The organism is Actinoplanes sp. GCM10030250 (assembly GCF_042666575.1).
In the GTDB taxonomy this organism is placed as follows: domain Bacteria; phylum Actinomycetota; class Actinomycetes; order Mycobacteriales; family Micromonosporaceae; genus Actinoplanes.
In genome coordinates, this window is sequence record NZ_JBHTDO010000006.1 from 254,193 (window position 1) to 272,912 (window position 18,720).

Annotated in this window: 15 protein-coding genes and 1 pseudogene; 9 read left to right on the forward strand and 7 right to left on the reverse strand. The window is 66.3% G+C overall.

Annotated elements, in window-relative coordinates; genetic code table 11:
* The coding region (locus ACFQV6_RS11770; RefSeq protein ID WP_378027443.1) for a hypothetical protein at window positions 1–4,473 on the reverse strand (4,473 nt) is incomplete at its 3' end.
* A 1,335-nt stretch (window positions 4,474–5,808) separates the two neighbouring features.
* On the opposite strand from ACFQV6_RS11770, the gene ACFQV6_RS11775 reads away from it, so the two are divergent.
* Window positions 5,809–6,141 carry a hypothetical protein gene (locus ACFQV6_RS11775; protein WP_378027444.1) on the forward strand — a complete coding sequence of 111 codons (333 nt, stop codon included), beginning with the start codon at window positions 5,809–5,811 and terminating at the stop codon, window positions 6,139–6,141.
* A 218-nt stretch (window positions 6,142–6,359) separates the two neighbouring features.
* On the opposite strand, the gene ACFQV6_RS11780 is transcribed toward ACFQV6_RS11775, so the two are convergent.
* Both ACFQV6_RS11780 and ACFQV6_RS11785 read right to left on the reverse strand, forming a co-directional pair.
* Window positions 6,360–6,611, reverse strand: a complete 252-nt coding sequence (locus ACFQV6_RS11780) for a hypothetical protein (protein ID WP_378027445.1) — start codon at window positions 6,609–6,611, stop codon at window positions 6,360–6,362.
* Between the two features lie 26 nt (window positions 6,612–6,637).
* A pseudogene (locus tag ACFQV6_RS11785) lies at window positions 6,638–6,907 on the reverse strand (hypothetical protein); the annotation flags it as partial.
* Window positions 6,908–7,188: 281 nt separating this feature from the next.
* Between ACFQV6_RS11785 and ACFQV6_RS11790 the strand changes: the two are divergent.
* The 3 genes from ACFQV6_RS11790 (at window position 7,189) to ACFQV6_RS11800 (ending at window position 10,299) form a co-directional block, all read left to right on the forward strand.
* Entirely contained in the window at window positions 7,189–8,775 is a 1,587-nt protein-coding gene (locus tag ACFQV6_RS11790) for an FAD-dependent monooxygenase (protein WP_378027446.1), read from the forward strand.
* A gap of 268 nt (window positions 8,776–9,043) precedes the next feature.
* Entirely contained in the window at window positions 9,044–9,862 is an 819-nt protein-coding gene (locus ACFQV6_RS11795) for a CPBP family intramembrane glutamic endopeptidase (protein ID WP_378027447.1), read from the forward strand.
* Between the two features lie 278 nt (window positions 9,863–10,140).
* The gene (locus ACFQV6_RS11800; protein ID WP_378027448.1) at window positions 10,141–10,299 is read left to right on the forward strand and encodes a hypothetical protein; all 159 of its coding nucleotides are present in this window, start codon (window positions 10,141–10,143) and stop codon (window positions 10,297–10,299) included.
* A 97-nt stretch (window positions 10,300–10,396) separates the two neighbouring features.
* Here the strand turns inward: ACFQV6_RS11800 and ACFQV6_RS11805 are convergent, their stop codons facing one another.
* Window positions 10,397–11,110, reverse strand: a complete 714-nt coding sequence (locus ACFQV6_RS11805; protein WP_378027449.1) for a DUF2306 domain-containing protein — start codon at window positions 11,108–11,110, stop codon at window positions 10,397–10,399.
* An 80-nt stretch (window positions 11,111–11,190) separates the two neighbouring features.
* Between ACFQV6_RS11805 and ACFQV6_RS11810 the strand changes: the two genes are divergently transcribed.
* Both ACFQV6_RS11810 and ACFQV6_RS11815 read left to right on the forward strand, forming a co-directional pair.
* Window positions 11,191–12,027: a TetR/AcrR family transcriptional regulator gene (locus ACFQV6_RS11810; protein ID WP_378027450.1), complete on the forward strand. Its 837-nt coding sequence runs from the start codon at window positions 11,191–11,193 to the stop codon at window positions 12,025–12,027.
* Window positions 12,024–12,596, forward strand: a complete 573-nt coding sequence (locus ACFQV6_RS11815; RefSeq protein WP_378027451.1) for a hypothetical protein — start codon at window positions 12,024–12,026, stop codon at window positions 12,594–12,596. Before ACFQV6_RS11810 ends, ACFQV6_RS11815 begins: the two co-directional genes overlap by 4 nt.
* A gap of 406 nt (window positions 12,597–13,002) precedes the next feature.
* Here ACFQV6_RS11815 and ACFQV6_RS11820 read toward each other — a convergent pair whose 3' ends face one another.
* On the reverse strand, window positions 13,003–14,094 hold the full coding sequence (locus ACFQV6_RS11820; protein WP_378027452.1) for a sensor histidine kinase: 1,092 nt from the start codon (window positions 14,092–14,094) through the stop codon (window positions 13,003–13,005).
* A gap of 81 nt (window positions 14,095–14,175) precedes the next feature.
* On the opposite strand from ACFQV6_RS11820, the gene ACFQV6_RS11825 reads away from it, so the two are divergent.
* From ACFQV6_RS11825 to ACFQV6_RS11835, 3 genes are all read left to right on the forward strand, one after another.
* Window positions 14,176–14,820 carry a response regulator gene (locus ACFQV6_RS11825; protein WP_378027453.1) on the forward strand — a complete coding sequence of 215 codons (645 nt, stop codon included), beginning with the start codon at window positions 14,176–14,178 and terminating at the stop codon, window positions 14,818–14,820.
* A gap of 65 nt (window positions 14,821–14,885) precedes the next feature.
* Window positions 14,886–15,875 carry a glycerophosphodiester phosphodiesterase family protein gene (locus ACFQV6_RS11830; protein ID WP_378027454.1) on the forward strand — a complete coding sequence of 330 codons (990 nt, stop codon included), beginning with the start codon at window positions 14,886–14,888 and terminating at the stop codon, window positions 15,873–15,875.
* Between the two features lie 228 nt (window positions 15,876–16,103).
* Window positions 16,104–17,456 carry a BTAD domain-containing putative transcriptional regulator gene (locus tag ACFQV6_RS11835; RefSeq protein WP_378027455.1) on the forward strand — a complete coding sequence of 451 codons (1,353 nt, stop codon included), beginning with the start codon at window positions 16,104–16,106 and terminating at the stop codon, window positions 17,454–17,456.
* Between the two features lie 363 nt (window positions 17,457–17,819).
* On the opposite strand, the gene ACFQV6_RS11840 is transcribed toward ACFQV6_RS11835, so the two are convergent.
* Both ACFQV6_RS11840 and ACFQV6_RS11845 read right to left on the reverse strand, forming a co-directional pair.
* The gene (locus ACFQV6_RS11840; RefSeq protein ID WP_378027461.1) at window positions 17,820–18,155 is read right to left on the reverse strand and encodes a tyrosine-type recombinase/integrase; all 336 of its coding nucleotides are present in this window, start codon (window positions 18,153–18,155) and stop codon (window positions 17,820–17,822) included.
* A partial coding sequence (locus ACFQV6_RS11845) for a tyrosine-type recombinase/integrase (RefSeq protein WP_378027456.1) occupies window positions 18,038–18,720 on the reverse strand: 683 nt, incomplete at its 5' end. The genes ACFQV6_RS11840 and ACFQV6_RS11845, both read right to left, overlap by 118 nt.

Genomic DNA, 18,720 nt, shown 5'->3' on the forward strand with positions numbered 1-18,720 from the left:
GGTGTACGAGAATCCGCCGAGCACCGCGACGCCGTTGGCCGCCGACAAGGCCTGCGTGTTGACCGTGCTGACCGCACCGTTGTCCATCACCGGCGTCGACGCCGCCGGCGGGTAGGTGAAGGCCCGGACGCTGGTCAGCTTCTTGACTGACCCGACATCGGAGACGTACAGGAAGGTGCCGTCAGTGACGACGCCGCTGATGTTTGCCAGCCCGGTCATGGTGATGACGTTGCCGGTGCCGTCGAGCTTGCCGTCAATCTTTGTCTTCGTGATCCGGGTCAGGATCGGGTAGGTCTCGCCGGGCGTCCAGAGACTCGCGTACAGGTAGTTGCCGACGGAAAGCAGCGCGGTGGGGTTGTGTCCCGTGGTCGCCACGGCGCGGGTCTCCAGGACCGCCCCGTTTCCACGGTCAATCTTGAACAGGGTGTCGTTGGTGATGATCCAGACGTAGTCGTCGTCAGCGGCGACCGCACCGGTGTGACCGGTGTGCAGGACGTCGCGGGTGCCGGAGCTGAGGTTGATTCGGGCCAGGCCGCCGTAGGTGTTGTCGACGGTGTACATGTACTGCCCGGCGATCGCCACCGAGGCGATCTTGGAGCGGAACGTGCCGGCCATGGTCAGCGACGTCACCGCCCCCGATTGCGGGTCGATCCGGCGCACACCGCAGTAGTCGGTGGCGTAGACGAACCGGCCGTCGGCACCGACCACCCGCAACGGGCTGTAGCCGTTGTCGGTGTTGAACTTCGCGTCCTCGCCCTTTGTCGCGCTGACGCAGCCGGAACCCTGGTTGACGTTGCCGGTCAGGAACGACGGCAGACCCGAATCGTTGTCGATCTTCATGATCCGGTTGCCCTCGGCGGTGTAGGTGAATCCGCCTAGCACCGCGACCCCGTTGGCAGCCGACAACGGGTCCTTGTTGACGGTGCTGACCGCACCGTTGTCCATCACCGGCGTCGACGCCGCCGGCGGGTAGGCGAAAGCCCGGACGCTGGTCAGCTTCTTGACCGACCCGACGTCGGAGACGTACAGGAAGGTGCCGTCAGTGACAACGCCGGTGATGTTCGCCAGCCCAGTCATGGTGACCACGTTGCCGGTGCCATCGAGCGTGCCGTCGCTCTTGAACTTCGTGATCCGGGTCAGCGTCGGGTAGGTCTCGCCGGACGTCCAGATACTCGCGTACAGGAAGTTGCCGACGGAGAGCAGCGCGGTGGGGTTGTGCCCTGTCGTAGTCACGGCGCGGGTTTCGAGGACCGCCCCGTTGTTGTGGTCGATCTTGAACAGGGTGTCGTTGGTGATGATCCAGACGTAGTCGTCGTCCGCGGCGACCGCACCGGTGTGACTGGTGTGCAGGACGACTCGAGCGCCGGAGTTCAGGTCGATCTTGGCCAGGCCGCCGTAGGTGTTGTCGACGGTGTACATGAACTGCCCGGCGATCGCCACCGAGGCGATCCTGGAGCGGAACGTGCCGGCCATCGTCAGCGAGGTGACCGCCCCGGACTGCGGGTCGATGCGGCGCACACCGCAGTAGTCGGTGGCGTAGACGAACCGGCCGTCGGCACCGACCACCCGCAACGGGCTGTAGCCGTTGTCGGTGTTGAACTTCGCATCGCCGCCACTGGCAGCGCTGACGCAGCCCGAGCCCTGGTTGACGTTGCCGGCCAGGAACGACGGCAGACCCGAATCGTTGTCGATCTTCATGATCCGGTTGCCTTCGGCGGTGTACGAGTACCCGCCGAGCACCGCGACGCCGTTGGCGGCCGACAACGGGTCTTTGTTGGCGGTGCTGACCGCGCCGTTGTCCATCACCGGAGTCGATGCCGCCAGGGGGAACCCGAACGGGGAGGACGGCGAGACGGTCTGCACGAACGCGTTGCTGCCCAGGCTGTCCGATATCTGCAGGGACATGCCGTCGGAGGCGATGCCCGTGATGTCCCTGAATCCGTACGTGGCCACGATGTAGCCGGTGCCGTCGAGCTTGCCGGTCTCGTTGATCTTGGTGATGCGGGTCAGGGTCGGGTAGGTCTCGCCGGGTGTCCACAGGTTGGCGTAGAGGTAGTTGTCGACCGATAGCAGCGCGGTCGGGTTGTGCCCGGCGGTAGCGACGGCGCGGGTCTCGAGGATCGCCCCGTTGTCGTGGTCGATCTTGAACAGGGTGTCGTTGGTGATGATCCAGACATAGTCGTCGTCAGCGGCGACCGCACCGGTGTGACCGGTGTGCAGTACGTCGCGGGCGCCGGAGCTGAGGTTGATTCGGGCCAGGCCGCCGTAGGTGTTGTCGACGGTGTACATGAACTGCCCGGCGATCGCCACCGAGGCGATCCTGGAGCGGAACGTGCCGGCCATGGTCAATGACGTCACTGCCCCGGTGTCCGGGTCGATCCGGCGCACACCGCAGTAGTCGGTGGCGTAGACGAACCGGCCGTCGGCGCCGACCACCCGCAACGGGCTGTAGCCGTTGTCGGTGTTGAACTTCGCGTCCTCGCCCTTAGCGGCGCTGACGCAGCCCGGGCCCTGGTTGACGTTGCCGGCCAGGAACGAGACCTCACCGGAGTTGTTGTCGATCTTCATGATTCGGTTGCCGTCGGCGACGTACGTGGTGTCGTCCAGGACCGCGGCTCCGTTGGCCTTGCTCAATGCCCCGGCGTTGGTGAGCGGCTGGACGTCACCGCCCTCAAGGATGGGGTACTGGGCCGAGGCGTCGTATTGGAAGGGGGTGTCCGTCTCCACGGTCCACAGCCGGCCGCCGCTGCTGAAGCTGTCGGCGAGGTAGAGGGCGTCGCCGTCCGAGCCGATGCCGTTGATGTTGGTGAGGTTGCTTTGGGTGATGATGTTGCCGGTGCCGTCGAGCTTGCCGTCACTCTTGGTCTTCGTGATCCGGGTCAGGATCGGGTAGGTCTCGCCGGGCGTCCACAAGGTGGCGTAGAGGTAGTTGCCGACCGACAGCAGCGCGGTGGGGTTGTGTCCCGCGGTGGCCACGGCTCGGGTCTCGATGATTGCCCCGTTGTTGTGATCGATCTTGAACAGGGTGTCGTTGGTGATGATCCAGACGTAGTCGTCGTCCGCGGACACCGCGCCGGTGTGGCCGGTGTGCAGAACATCGCGGACGCGGGTGCTGAGGTTGATCCGGGCCAGGCCGCCGTAGGTGTTGTCGACGGTGTACATGTAGTCACCGGCGATCGCCACCGAGGCGATCTTGGAGCGGAACGTGCCGGCCATGGTCAGTGCGGTGACCGCCCCGGACTGCGGGTCGATCCGGCGGACCCCGCAGTAGTCGGTGGCGTACACGTACTGGTTGTCAGCGCCGACCACCCGCAGCGGGCTGAAGCCGTTGTCGGTGTTGAACTTCGCGTCCGCGCCCTGTGTCGCGTCGGTGCAGCCGGAACCCTGGTTGACGTTGCCGGCCAGGAACGACACCAGACCTGAGTCGTTGTTGATCTTCATAATCCGGTTGCCTTCGGCGGTGTAGCTGGATCCGCCCAGGACAGCGACACCGTTTGCGGCGGACAAGGCGCTGGCGCCGGTCAACGACGCAACAGAGCCGGTGCTCATTACTGGTCCGCGTGACGGGGTCGCCGACGGTGGCGCCGGCGGCGTCGTCGGGGTGTCGTTCTCGTCATTGGTGGCACAGCAGCCGGGCGGCACGTTGTCCAGCGACACGTAGAAGGTGTCGTCATTCAGGATGCGTTCGCGTGCGTAGTAGCCGGCCAGGTCGGATCCGACCTTGGAGTTCGCCTTCGCGTTTACCGGGTAAACCGCCCAGGTTTCGTTGGCGGGCGGGTTCGGCCGGTACATGTTTTCCTTGGTGGCGAAGAACGGGTATTCGTCGCAGGAGCGGGTTTCGGGACGGCCCCACGCGTCCTTGCCTTGCGTGTAGTTGGCGCCGAAGAGCGCCGTGCAGTACGCGGCCTGATCCCGCGGAGCGGTCGCCGGGTACTCCCGGGTTAGGGGCACCCACCGATCGGAGCTTTTGGTCGGCTGCGGGTAGAACCCGCCGGGCACGTACTGACCAGGCTGGGTGCCCTTCTTGATGCTGCTGAGGTTATGCATGGCGTTGTACATGAACGCCACCGCCGGCTGGATCTTCTGCACGTTGTAGTCGAGGTGGAACACACCGACCGTGTTCGGGAAGGAGCAGGCCGCTTTCGTGCTGAGGTACAAGGCGTTGTCGCACCGGCCGGCGATGGCCACAGGCTCCGCACGTGAACCGTTGGTCGGGTTGTTGAACACTGTGGTGAAGTCGAACTGGCCCGTCTGGTCACCGACTGCCGGGCTGGTGGTCGTCATGGTCTGGACGTAGTGCGAGCTCGCCTTCCACTGCAGCAACGTCCTCGTGAGCCCGACAACGGGATTCGTCAAACACGTCGATCCCACGCTCGAACGGCAGGCCACGTAGATGCTCATGGGAGCGGTGAGGTCCACGCCGGCCGGGTTGACCACCGGAATGAAGCTGTCGAGGAAAATGTCCCACTGCACGGTCCGCTTGCTTTTGGAAGCACGCCCGATCTGAGTCACCCCGATTTCCATCAGCGCGACAGAAGTCGGAACCCCGTTCACCGTCTTCGTGAAGACATACGGGATCGTGTACATGCTGCAGACCGCGAAGTGGTTCTTGACGTACCATTCCTTGCCCGCCTGGCGAGCTTTAGGGAATTCGGTCCGGCACTCTTTCGCTGTCAGGTATTTTTTATTGCTCGGCTGCTGCACCACATCGGGCTCGTCGGGCTCCGCCTGAAGCCTGGCCAGAGCCGAGCCGGCGAAGGACCGGCCGAGTGAGTGGCCAACCATCGCTACTGATTCGGTGCTCGGCGCGCTGGCCGCAGTCGGGCTTTGGGACGTCGAGGCGTCAGTCGGCGTCAACGAGCTCGAGGGCTCGGGCGTCGCAGTAGGAGCGCTCGTCTCGGACGGCTCGGGCGTCGAGGCGGGAGCGCTCGACCCGGAAGGACCCGGTGTGGGCTCGGACGGGGTACCCGGCTCGGGTGCCGGCTCAGACGTGGCATTCGGCTCGGGCGCGCTGCCACTCGGGATCTCCTCGCCTGCGTCGTTCAGCGGCGGCGGGACAGACTCCTCGTCCTCCGGATCTTCCGGGAAGTAATGGGCCGCTGATGAGCTTTGCTCCGATCGGTCGGCGGCCTCGGTGACCTCCGCCGCGGTCATCGGTTCGCTGAGCTTACTAACGACCTCATTCCACGAATCTCCGGTCGGCATTACCAAGCTGGGGTATTGCCGGGCGAGTTCCTCCATCGTGAGGCCCGAGATCTCGTTAGCGCCCGATGCCGGCGAAGCAGATGACGAGGGCGAGGCATCCGCATCCAATGCGAATGCAGGCGTACCGAGAGCGACGGTGCAGACCACGGCCATTGTCGCCGCGGCCACCACTCTGAGACTGCGCATGAACGTCCTAAATGTGGGGGTGGGGGCGGCAATCGTAGCGACGTGAAGTAGCAAAATTCCGAGCCGCTAAACACCCCTAAGCGGACTCCGAGGATGAACAGCACGAGTCTTCCGAAAGAAGACAAGAACGCATTAGCCGGTGGCCGGTTCCCATTCGGCGACCGACGTCTAGAATTCCTCGCCACACCCACACGCTTTGCAACAGGAACACAGTGACAACCCACAACCGCAGCCGATCCGCAAACGTTCCGCCATCGTTTATCGGCCGATCGGCGCAATAAGTTCGCCCACCCGCCTGGCTCGTAATATCAGCGCCAGAGCTGAGCGTCAGGAAAGCGCATCAGGCACGGTACGATGCAGGAACCGGACCAGGGTCGCGAACAGAAAGGGAGACGCATGAGGTGGAGGCATATTGCGATGCTGCTAACCGGCGTGCTGTGCGCCACCGTGGCAGGTAGTGGCCCTGCAGCAGCCAACGACGGCGCCGACCCGTCACCGGGTGCTGCGACCGAATCTCCCGGCATGACGATGGACGAGATCGCCAAGAAGTACCCCGGGTTCGTCAAACCGGATGGAAAGTCATGGAACGAGGTAATCGGCGATCTCAGTGAGCCCATGACTGAGGACGAGGTTGCTGCGGTCATCGAACGAACCAAGCAGTCCTCATCGGTTGCCCACTACTACCCGGATGCGCCAGACGATGGACGCATGGAGCCACCGCCCCTGAACGCTGCCGGGGAAGAAGAATGACGGCCGTCCGACGCCGCCGGCTGGCCGCAAAGCGCTCTTGAGCGTTCCTGGCCAGCCACGGGGTGCGCCGGGTCGGGTCGGTGAGCCGGAAGCTGATGTTCGGTACTTCGAGGCCGTCCTTGCCGCGCCCGGCGGTCTCGTACTCCGGGTCGGTCAGGATTCGCCGCAGCACGGCGACGTAGGCGTCGGTGAATGTGTCGAACTCGTCCGGGTGAGCATCAGCGGCTCCTGAGCGGGTCGGGCCGGCCGGTGCCGGCGAGGTGATACAGGGCGGCGAGCAGCACGGCGGCTTGCCGCGAGACCCGGTACGGGTCGAGCAGGTCCAAACAGGCGCGGATCAAGCCGGCGTGCTCGTCACTGCCCGCGATGCTTTCGATCCAGCGGATCCGGTCGACAAGCTCAGCAGCGTCGCGCACGTGCAAACTCTTCGGCGTGAGCCGGTCGGCGCTGACCGTGTCGGCCGGGGTCAACGGCAGACATCCCTGGGTAACTGACTCGTCCCACAGGTGGTGGTGTTACGTCCGGGTAGCGGCCATCGCCACTCGAACACGATGGCGTCGAGGTCCGGCAGTCCCTCATCGAACCGGTATGCGCTGGCCAGGTCGGTGTCGGTCTCGATCAAGTCGCGGTTGGCCTGCGCCAACACGACCTCGTGACCGGCACCTTGTAGAGCATCGACGAGCGTGCGGCGGAAGCTACGAGCTCCATCCGGCGTGTCGAGCACACCGGTGGTGAGAAAGCCCCAAAAGCTGTACCCAATGCGCAGCGGCGGCGTAAGTCGCTGTGCACTTTGCCGACGTGTTGCTGAAGGCGGGCAACTATCCGGCATTGCTGGGCCGTGCGGTCGCCCGGAACCTCGACGCGGTCCAGCGAATTCTGGCCAGCCGTTCCTGACCTCCGGCGATAAGCCTGGCGTTATGCCAGGTTGCTCAGACTCTCGTTGATCCCCACGTCACAGTCGCGCAAGACTGCCGCTGACCCGCCGGGCCGGCCCCAGAAGGAAGCCGATTCCACTGGCGGGCCACACCATCCGGAATGGAGTTGCGAATGTGTGTCGCCGACGATCGGATCCCGCTGGGACACGACGCCGATGTGATCATTGTCGGCGCCGGGCCGACCGGCCTGATGCTGGCGAGCGAGCTGCGCCTGGCCGGCGTACGGCCACTGGTGCTGGAGCGGCAGGCTCGGCTGCGGGACATCCCGAAGGCGAACGGCCTGAGCGGGCAAATCCTGCAACTGTTGCGCTTCCGGGGTCTGCTGGAGCGGTTCGAGGCCGCCAGCACCGATCCCCGCCCGGCGCCCCGGTACCCGTTCGGCGGAGTCCACCTGGACTTCACCGGCCTGCCCGATCCGCCGCTACACGCGTTGCAGTTGCCGCAGCCGCGCTTGGAGCGGCTGCTCGACGAACGTGCCCGCGAACTCGGGGCGGAAATACGCCGTGGGCACCACGTGATCGCCGTTGCCCAGGACGACGCTGCCGTCACGGTGGAGGTTCGCGGACCGGACGGACCGTTGCAGGTGCGGGCGCGCTATCTGGTGGGCTGCGACGGTGCGTACAGCCGGGTTCGCGGCCTGTCCGGCATCCCGTTCTCGGGAACCACGTATCCCGATGTCAACCGGCTCGGCCAGGTCGCGGTTCACGATTCCGTGACGCGGCTGGACAACGGAGATCTCGACGTCCCCGGGCTGGGCAGGCTCAGCGCGGGGTACACCCGGACCGAACACGGGGTGTTCGGGTTCGGGTGGCTTTCCGCTGATGTCTTGCTGCTGTCCACCGTGGAGGACCAGCCCGGTGTCTCCGACGACGAGCCTATGAGCCTGGACGAGTTGCTGGACAGCATCCGCCGGGTCCTCGGGGCAGATCTACCGCTGGGAAAACCGCTTCGGCTGTCGCGCTTCGTCTTCCAGGCCCGGCAGGCCGAACGCTATCGCGCCGGGCGGATTCTGCTGGCCGGCGATGCGGCTCACCTGTTCCCGGCAACTGGCGTGGCGCTCAACGCCGGTCTGCTGGACACGGTCAACCTCGCCTGGAAGCTGGCCGCCGACCTGCACGGCTGGATGCCGGGCGGCTTGTTGGACACCTATCACGCCGAACGCCACTACGCCGGTGTGCGTACGCTCCTGCACACCCGGGCTCAGGTCGCGCTCCGCGGTGGGCACGACTCGGCGGCCGAGGCGCTGCGGCAGGTCTTTCAGGAACTGCTCGCCGATGAGCCGGCGTTGCGTCGCATGGGAGCTTTGGTAGCCGGAGCCGACATCCGATACCCGCTGCCTGGCGCGGAGCGACACGATCTCGTCGGCGCCTTCGCTCCTGACCTCAGCCTGCACACCGACGAGGGGACGACCAGCGTCGCCAACCTCATGACGGCCGCCCGGCCCGTCCTGCTCGACCTGGCCGACCGTCACGACATCCGCTCGGCCGCCCGGGATTGGGAGGACCGAGTAGAGATCCACACGGCGAAGACCCACGCCCGGCCCGCCGACGCCTTACTGATCCGCCCGGATGCCCATGTCGCCTGGGCCGCGGCGATCGACGAATCCACCGACACCGCAGTGTCCTCGATGCGCGAAGCGCTCGCGGGGTGGTTCGGCCGGCCGTCAGCACACACGCCCGACTACGACGATCGCACCTGAAATGACCGCGGCGATGGAACGCACACAAGACACACTGATTCGCACTGGGTCGTGGACCACCGCAATGGCAGCGGCCCGGAGCCGAGCTCCGCCCAAACGTCAGGGCCCGGCTCGTACAAGCCGGGATCTTCCCTCTCCTGACGGGCGACGTAGCCGTTCCGGGTCAGCAGCTGTGACCGTGCCACGACAGCCCGGTGACAGAACCACCGCCGAACGTGATGCAACAACACCCACCAAAACCTGCGGACCCTTCACCCTGGAGGAAGCAATGACTGTCCATTTGGACACGCAGACCCCCGGCACCGCGAAAAGAGCCACGCGACCGTACCGCCTCGTCGAGCTGCTGCTCGCTGACCGTCACTCCATTCCGCTGTCCATCGCGCTGCACCTCGTACCCGGCGCCCTGATCATCGCTGCCTACCTGCTCCTCGCCGAACCATTCGTCAAAGCGATCAACTACCCGATCTTCCTGGCCTGGGCGATCGCCCTGGTTATCGTGCTCGCGCCCCTCCTGTTCGGCCTGTTGTGGCTGGGCCGCCGGCGCAACGGCCGACTCTCACTGCGCGGAGTGGTCACCTACCTGGACAAGCCGATCCCACGCGGGAAGATCACCGCCATCATCGCCGCCCTCATCGTATGGATGACGGTGGCGTCCCTCGCGCTCACCCCGCTGGACAACCTCGTCTTCGACACCCTCTTCACCTGGATCCCCTTCGAAGGCGCAGGCGGCAGCGCCACCACCTACCTCGACGGATACTCACACTCGCTGGTGGTCATCACCATGCTGATCTGCCTGCCGCTGACCGGATTCACGCTCCCCCTCATCGAAGAGTTCTACTTCCGCGGCTTCCTGCTCCCTCGGATCTCCCACCTTCGCTGGGGCGCGCCCGTGCTCAACACGGTTCTGTTCTCGGTGTACCACTTCTGGGCCCCGTGGACCGTCCTGTCGAAGATCATCTTCATGTTCCCGGCGGTATGGATGGTCTGGCGCAAGCACGACATTCGGATCTCGATCGGCATGCACCCCGGTACGGCCCTGCTCATGGCCACGATCGGCACGGTCGCCATCATCCTGGGCATCGTGTAACAACTCGCGCTGGCGACGAGGGGCGTCGTCCATAGTCGGCGACGTCCCTATCCGCAGGACGGGGTCACATGGTCCAGGTGCGGACGACCGGTAAGATGAGGCGAAGCCTGGCGCGGTCCACGGTCACAGCGGCGCCGGCTCGACGATCACCAACCGCCATGGTCAGATCCGGCTCGCTCGCCGGTGAGATTTCCCGGCCTTTGGTCCGCACCGGCGATTGATCTGAGTCGCTTCGGGTGTTTCGTGGCCGAGCCAGAGGGCGATGAGATGCCGGGCGTGTGCTCGGCGAGTGTCTGGTGCTCGCCGAGAACCCTGGGTGCGAAGGATTACGGTGGGGATGCGTCCTCGGCGGCCCGGACGAAGGCGCGGACTGGTGCGGCTACGGCGTCCTGGCCCACAATCTCACCAAGGTCACCGCCCTCGCCGACGAGGGATGAACCAAGACGTGGGAACCACCCGCACCCCACCACGCCCACGGCCAGCAGCGGCATCCCCACCGAAAACTCTCTTCCAGGTCGAAGTAGCTAGGACCACCTATCTGTGCGTAGGGCGCGTGCCGGGTTTGCGGCGTTCCAGCAGCCAGTCCGTGACCAGCAGCAGAAGTAGAGGGCTGAGCCAGACCCCGATGCTTGTGGCGCTGAACATCATGAGTTCTTCGCTGCCGCGGAAAGTGGTGTCCACCTGGGGTGTGAGCGCGATCGTGGCCGCGACGTTGATCACCCGGCTCAGAACGATCGACATGGCGAGCGCGAAACTGCGGGACATCCACCTGCGGTGATCACCGAAGCGGCGCCGGCGGGCCATCTGCAGGCCGATGATCGTGACCGTGAGCCACAGCGCCGAGCCCACGAGGTTGGCCACCCGCACGGAGGGGCCCGCCGCGGTGTGCCAGCCGATGTACAGCCCTGTGAGCGCGGCGGGCAGCGCTCCGGCGAAGACGTAAATCCGGCCGGTGATCCGGTGCCCGCGCCGATGGCGCGTGCGGAATGCGGGCCAGATCTGGAAGCAGGCGGTGACCATCGCGACCGTGCCGAACAGGACGTGTGCCACGAGCAACGGGAAGTACAGGTCGTTGCCCGGCGGCGGCGCCAGGCGGGAATTGGCCGGATCGAAGGTGAGGTAGGGCGGCACCGAGAAGGCCAGGAAGGCCGCGGCCACCAGCATCAGCGGCACGATCCAGGGGCGGCGCCACCAGGGTTCCGCCAACCGGGGCGAAGCAGCGACCGGCTCGGTCGTCGGTTTCGTCATCGAGGTCATGGTGATCCGTTCGTCAGGAGCGGAAACTATGTACACGATACATACGAACGTATGCCGTACATAGTTTTAGGATGGTCACGACGACAAAAATGAGGTGGCGGATGACGACACGCGACAGCGATGGCCCGGATTTGGAGCGCAGCCTCACGCTGCTGTGGTCTGGGCGGTCCCGGGGCCGGCGTGGACCGCGAGCCCAGCTCACTGCGGAGCGGATCGCGGACGCTGCGATCCGGATCGCGGATGCCGACGGCCTGGAGTCGCTGTCGATGCAGCGGATCGCCGCCGATCTCGGCTACTCGACGATGTCGATCTACAACCACATCCCGGGCAAGGACCTGCTCCTGGAGGTGATGGCAGACGTCGCGGCCGGGAAGCCACCCGAACTCGGCAGCGCGGAGGACTTCCGCCACGCGGTCCGGCGCTGGGTCGGCGCGCTGTGGGTCGGCTTCCAGACCCGCCCGTGGCTCCTTCGCATCCCGCTGAACCACACACCGATCGGCCCCAACCAGCTCGCCTGGCTCGATCGCCTGCTGCAACCCCTGCTGAAGGCTGGACTGGCGGCAGGCGAAGCGCGGGCCGCGGCACTGCACCTGACCGCGGTCGTGCGTGGTACCGCACAGATCAGCATCGACGTCAGGAGCGCACACAAGACCGACGACGGGCGCTCGCTCACCGAAGCCGAACTGGCAAAGGCTCTGTCCGAGCTCATCGACCCGCACGACTATCCGGCATTGGCCGCCGTCCACGCCGCCGAAACCGGCGACAACCAACCCGGAAGCGAGCAGCAACCTGAAGAGGCAACACTGCCTGCCGAACTCAGCTTCGGAGTAGATCGCTTCCTGGACGGCGTCGAGACCTGGGCAGCAGCGAAATTCGCGGTGCCGGCGGCAGCTGAGCAGAACCCATGAGCTCCGCAGTCTCATCGGCCGAAACCGTGTTCCTAGTCCGAGCAGCTCTCACCGTCGCCGACCTGTCCGAGCCCGATCCGGCCCCTGCGCCGATCGTCGATGCGATCAGAAGCAACGCGGGCGCCGGCGACGGATACGCCGCCGTCGAGCTGCTCGGCCATTCCGTGTACCAGCGACTGAAGCCGGCAATCGTCGACGAGTCGCACGCCCGGGTCGCTGCCGTCAGCCTTGGAACTGCGCCCACGGGCGACCTGGCCGATGACCTCGCGAGCTCAGCCGAGGACAGCCTCCTTACGATCACCAGACACGTTGCGGGTAAGCCCGGGCAAGAGGTTTGGCAACGCATCCCTTTCCGAAGGCCGACTTGTCTGCGCGACGCCCCTGACTACCTGCGCGGCGGACAAGACGAGCAGCGTCGTGGCCACCCTCGAACGCGCTATCCGGCCGAGAGCCGGAACGAATACAGGATGCGGCGCGAGGCGTTCACGAGCCGCGTGCCGTACTTCGGGTCCTTCGCACTCCTGGCACGGCCACCTCGCGTTACCGTCGTTACGGTGCACGTCGCTTGAATGCCCGCCGTAGCGGCTTCTTGGCGAAGAACTATCGCGGCGGGTTCAGGCAGCCTTGGTGCTGCGGGCGACGAGGTCGGCGGCGGCGTCGGCGTGCTCGCATTGCAGTTCGAGGGTGAGCGAGGTTTAGAGGTCCGAGGTCACGCCTTGGCGGGAGTGGCCGAGGACTGCCTGGACCTCTTCATGTCGGCGCCGTCGCGCAGGAATGTGGCGGCGCAGTGGCGCAGGATACCCGCCTGCCGGAGCGACATCCGATGCCAGAGACAGGCGACCACCCGCTTCGCGCGACGGATCCGGTGTTGCCAATCGCGCCTCGGACGTCTGAAGAGGAATTGCCAGCACTTCGAAGACACGGCGGACTTCAAAGCGGGACTTGAGGCATTTTTGAGTTTGCGTGGGATGGCGGTCATTGTGCCGCGGTGCCGACCGCGATGCTCGCCGTGGGCAACGATGCGTCAACCCGCCAGCCTGACCGACCCAGCGGACCGTAGGTCAGTTGTCCGCCGTTCTCCTCGATCTCACGAGACAGACTTTGCAGTCCCATCCCGGTGGCGGTGCCCTCACCGCGACCTCGTGCGGCGCTGCTCGACTGACTGGTGATCCGCAGCATCAACGTGCCGTCGCCCCGTGCTGTCGTGATCGTCAGCAAAGATCCAGGCCCACCGTGGCGCAGGGCATTCGCCGCGGCCTCGCCGATCAGCCGGTCGGCGACCGCCCGGATGGGTACGGAGGAAATGTCGCCGAGGTCGGGCAGCTTCCCCGACATGCGTAGCCCAGCGGCGCACAGTGCCGCCAACCGGTCGCTCAACAGCGTTGCCGAGTCTCGCTCGTCGCCGTCGGCCAGCGCGGTCCTGACCTCGGCCAGCGCTTCCCGGCCGGCGCGCAGCACCACGTCCAGCCGGCGTCTGGCCTCCGGGTCGAGCGAGGCGGTGGCGCGCAGCGCTTCGGTCTGCAGGAGCATCACGGTGACTGTGTGCGCCAGCGTGTCGTGCACCCTGCGGGCAAGGCGCTCGCGGTCCGCGGCGGCCGTCGTCTCGCGCTCGGCGATCCGGCGCTCGAGGCGCTGCCTTTCCGCCTCCGCCCGCTGCCTTTCCGCCTCCTCGCGCTGACCCAGGTGCTCGCCGCGCTCCACCCCGGCGAGCCAGGCCACGATGACGATGACGGCGGCCATCAGCAGGCCCTCCACAGGACCGTGCCGGACACCGCTCGCAACGGCCACGAGCAACCCCACCGCCGGGCATAGCAGCCAGCGAATCAGGACGGAGCGATGTGTGGCGGCGGTGTACAGCGCGATCGTCGCCGGCAGGAAACCGATCGCGCGGGACATGCCGAGGGCGGTGTGCGCTGCGGTAGCGCCGCCGATGAGGATGAGCACGCCGGCCGGGAATTGGCGCCGCCAGACGAGCGGCACCAACTGAGCCATGGCGAGGGGGACGGAGACGATCGTGCCGGCGACCACGAAAAGCACGGCCGTAGCAGCGCCGAGCGCGAGGTCCACCAACGGCTGCCAGTGGGAGAGCAGCCACCGGGGCGGCGCGGTCCGGAGCGTGAGTGGCATGACCCTGCATACCATGATCGGGTGATCCGGCTTGTCATCGTCGACGACCAGGCGCTGATCCGCGAAGGGCTGAGCCTGATCCTTGGTGCGCAACCGGACCTTGAGGTGGTCGCGGAGGTGCCGGATGGCGCGGCACTTCTGGAGCTGCTGGCGGCGAACCCCGACGCCGTCGACGTGATTCTGCTGGACCTCTACCTGCCCGGGGCCGATGGAGTGCGGGTCCTGAGCCAGTTGCGCTCGCGTCTGTCCGAGGCGCCGATCAGGGTGCTGATGCTGACGACGGTCGGCCGACCGGTCGATATCCAACGGGCGCTGGCTGCCGGCGCGGACGGCTTCATGCTCAAGGACGCCAGCGGCGGCGAGCTCGCCGCGGCGGTCCGCGGTGTGCATGCCGGGGTGACGACGCTGAGCACGTCCGCTGCGGATCTGCTCTGGCCCTCCGGGGGTGACCCGGCGCCGGTGGCGGAGAGCGCGCGGCTGGACACGCTGACCCCGCGGGAACGGGAAGTGCTCGCGCTGCTCGGGCGCGGGATGACGAACCAGGACATCGCCCGCGAGCTGGCGCTCGCCGAGCGTACCGTCAAGGCACACGTGAGCAACCTGCTCGGGAAGCTGGCTCTGACCAGCCGGACCCAGGCCGCCCTGCTCGCGCGTGACCTGTCCTAAAGACCTAGAGCGGATGCATCCTTCGCACGTTCCGGGTCGCCACCGGCGGCTGAGAGGCTGCCCGCATGTATCCCGCGAAATCCGCACACCGGTGGCGCAAGATTCTGGCGATTCCGGCCACCCTGTTACTGACGTCCGCAGGCATGTACGTCGGTAACAGCTCGGCGCTATGGGGCAGCGAGGTCGGGCGGCCGCTACTGCTGTCGCATCGGGGGATCGCCCAGACATTTCCGCTGGAAGGCGTGGAGAACGACACCTGCACAGCGACGCGCATCCATCCGCCTGACCACAACTACCTCGAGAACACGCTGCCGTCCATGCGCGCGGCCTTCCAAGCCGGTGCCGACCTGCTCGAGTTCGACGTGCAGGTCACCAAGGACGATCAGCTGGCCGTGTTCCACGACTCCACGCTCGAGTGCCGAACGAACGCCACCGGCCGGGTCCGCGAGCACACCTTGGCCCAGTTGCGCCTGCTCGATGTCGGGTACGGCTACTCGGCTGACGGCGGCGCCACGTTTCCGCTGCGCGGGATGGGGATCGGCCTGCTGCCCAGTGCCGAGGAGGTGGTCGCCGAATTCCCGGACCGGGAGTTGCTCATCGACCTCAAGAACGACGACGCGGCCGAGGGGGAACGCCTGGCTGCCTACCTGGCGACCTTGCCCGCCGAGCGGCTGGCCACCATCAGTGTGTACGGCGGCGACACAGCGATGGGCGTCATCGCGGACCGGCTGCCCCAGGTGCGGGTCACCTCGGAAAAGATCATGAAGGACTGCCTGATGCGCTACCTCGGGGCTAGCTGGACCGGATATGTACCCGAGGCCTGCCAGCACACGGAGCTGCATCTGCCACAGCGCTACGGCCGACTGCTGTGGGGCTGGCCCCATCTCTTCGTGGACCGCATGCGGCAGGCTGACACCCGGGTCATCCTCGTGGCCGGAGACGGGCCGTGGTCGGAGGGCTTCGACCAGCCCGAGGGCTTGGACGCGGTCCCCTCTGACTGGTCGGGCTGGCTGTGGACGAACCGGGTCGACGTTATAGCGCCGCTGCTGCGATGAACGCCCTCTCTGATGACGTGCCCTGCTCACTGACCGACAGGTGAGGGCAGCGGCCGCTGTCATGGGCGTCGGGTGACGGAACCCGCAAGTCCCTAGACAGGGGGACTGACCGAAGAATCGGTGCGTCCTTAGGCTCGCGCCTGGAACACCTCCGGGCGGATACCGCAGGGCCTCCCTGCCCTGCGTCGGATCCGAGTTGTCGGCGTCCGGTGGGGCATCACAGATTTGTTGATCAACGATGGACGTGGCGACATCATGATCGCCACTCTGTCGCCGTCGCTCGGAGCCCCCGTGAACAAGTTCGCTCGAGGTGTTGAGTTTCGCCTTTTGGGTTCAGTGGGGATCTGGCAAGGAGAGCGTCAGCTGGGACCGGCGACACCGCAGCAACGGACCGTACTTGCGATGTTGTTGCTGGACGCCGGGCGGATGGTGTCGTTGGACCGGTTGAGCACCGCCTTGTGGGGGTCGGAGGTGCCCGCGCTTGCGCGTAACGGCGTGCAGGGCTGCGTGTCCAAGATTCGGCGCGTGCTCGAGCTGGTCGGACCGCCTAGCGCTGAGTTGGAGTTGACCACACTGGGCATGGGCTACTGCCTGAAGGTCCCATGGTCCAGCGTGGACCTCCTCCGATTTCGTGAGGCGGTCCGAGCGGCGGGAGTGAGCGATCCGGCCGAGGCACACGCCCTGCTGCGCTCAGGGTTGTCCCAGTGGCGCGGCCCGGCATTGTCCGAGGTGGCCGGGTCGTGGCTCGCTGACAATGTGGTGCCCGAGCTTGAGGAAGAACGGCTGTCGGCGCTCGAGCAACGAATCGCGTTGGACCTCGTCCGCCGCCGGGATCAAGATGTCGTCAAGGAGTTGTCCGCGTTGATCGTGGAGTTCCCATGGCGAGAGCACCTGGTGTGTCTGCAAGGGATCACACTGCACCGGTGCGGCCGGAGGGTGGAGGCGTTGGCGCTGCTTCGCCGGTGGCGGCGGCGGTTCGTTGACGAACTTGGCATCGAACCTGGACGCGCCTTTCAGGACCTTCATCAGGCGCTGCTGGATGACCGGGAATCCACCCTGCCGTTGCCCGTGCCCGGCGGCGCCCTGGAGGTGACGCTGTCACCGCCACGGGTGACGCCGGACGGCCCGACGATTCGTCAGCTTCCAGCTGTCACCACTCATCTCGTCGGCCGGCGGAAGGAGCTGCGCGCCCTCGACACCGACGAGGGTGGGGGAATCTCGGTGATCAGTGGGACCGCGGGCGTGGGGAAGACCACCCTGGCGTTGCACTGGGCGCAGCAGGCGAGCGACCGTTTCCCGGACGGCCAACTGCACCTCGACCTTCGCGGCTTCGGCCCGAAAAGCACACCGGCGCGCCCAGCCGAAGCGTTGCGGACGATGCTGCGCATCCTTCAGGTGCCGGCGGAGCGCACTCCCGGTGATCTGGATGGGCAGATATCCCTATATCGCGGCCGGCGCTCAACGCATCGACTGCCGCAGACGACCAGGCCCAGTCCTTGTCTAACTCGACGTCCAGGTCAACGTCACCCGGCTCCAGCGCACCACGGGCGAAAGACCCGAAGACATACACCTCCCGGATGAAGCTCAGTGGACGCTCCCCCTGCCCCTCCACCAACCGGCAGAGCACCTCCTCGACCAGAGCAACCGCTCGTGAGCGTTCCATGACACGGCCTCCCCGCCGTCCGCCGCCATCCCTAGATCGAACCAGCAAAGGTGAGGGCGGGCAGTCTGAACCGGTTGCTCGCCCTCACCACCGACAGCGTGCCCGTTCCGTAGACACCTTGACTACATAAAAGGGCACGTAGCCGCCTGCTGGCCGTCCGCGACTTCATCCTCGGTCAGCGAACCGCCGCACCGAAAGCTGTCTTTGGTTGTCTGAGGTTGTCCCCCTCGGTTGGGTGAAGGCGGAAAGCCGGCGATCGCTGCCGCGGGCCCGTGCTCGGGTCAGATGCGTTCGCCGATGCCCATCTGCGACTGCAGTTCTTGCGCCCGCTCCGCGGCCGCGCTCGCCCCGTACCGGCGCGGCATGTCCTCGGACGCCCAGCCGAGCAGGAGCATCAGGTCGCCGGTGTTGCCGCCCTTCTTGTGCCACTCGTGGGCGAAGTTGTGCCGCCATCGGTTCGCGTGCGTGCCCTGCACGCCGGCCGTGGCACCGCGTCGCTTCAGCATGATCTTGATGCCGTTCGGCGCGAGGGGTTTCGCACCGCGTTCGGCCAGCCACAACTGCGGCACCTCGGCGGCGCCTTTCCGCTTCGCGCGGGCCCGCAGATAGCGGGCGATGACCCGAGAGGTCTTCGGCCCGAATCGGACCCGGCGGTCCTTGGAGCCTTTCCGTGCAACAGGACCGACTCGGTGTTCATGTCTAGATCGGTCAGCTTGAGGTTGCCGATCTCGCACAGGCGGGCGCCGGTGTTGTAGTACAGCCGGATGATCGCCTCGTCGCGCAATGCCAGGAACGTTTTGCCTTTGGTGGAGTCGAGCAGCTTCTTCGTGTCGTCGTCACCCATGATCGGCACGAGTTTCTGCTCGACGATCGGCTGCTTCACCCGGGCCATCGGCGACTTGTCGATCTCCTCTTCCTCGAGGAGGTACTTGAAGAACTGCTGGAGACCTTTGTGCTTGTTCAGCGCGGTCGACGCGGAGCGGGTTTCGATCATCCACGCCTGGAATGATTCGCAGTGCGCCTTCGTGACAATCGTCGGGTCCTGGGCGGCGTCGTCGGCGTCAGGATCCGGTGATTCGTCGCCCTGATTCTGACGGCTTGAGACGGGTTCTGGCCCACTTTCCGTGATTGGAGTGGGCCGAGGGCTGAGTTCACCATCCACTGTGTAGCTTCTCCGTGCTG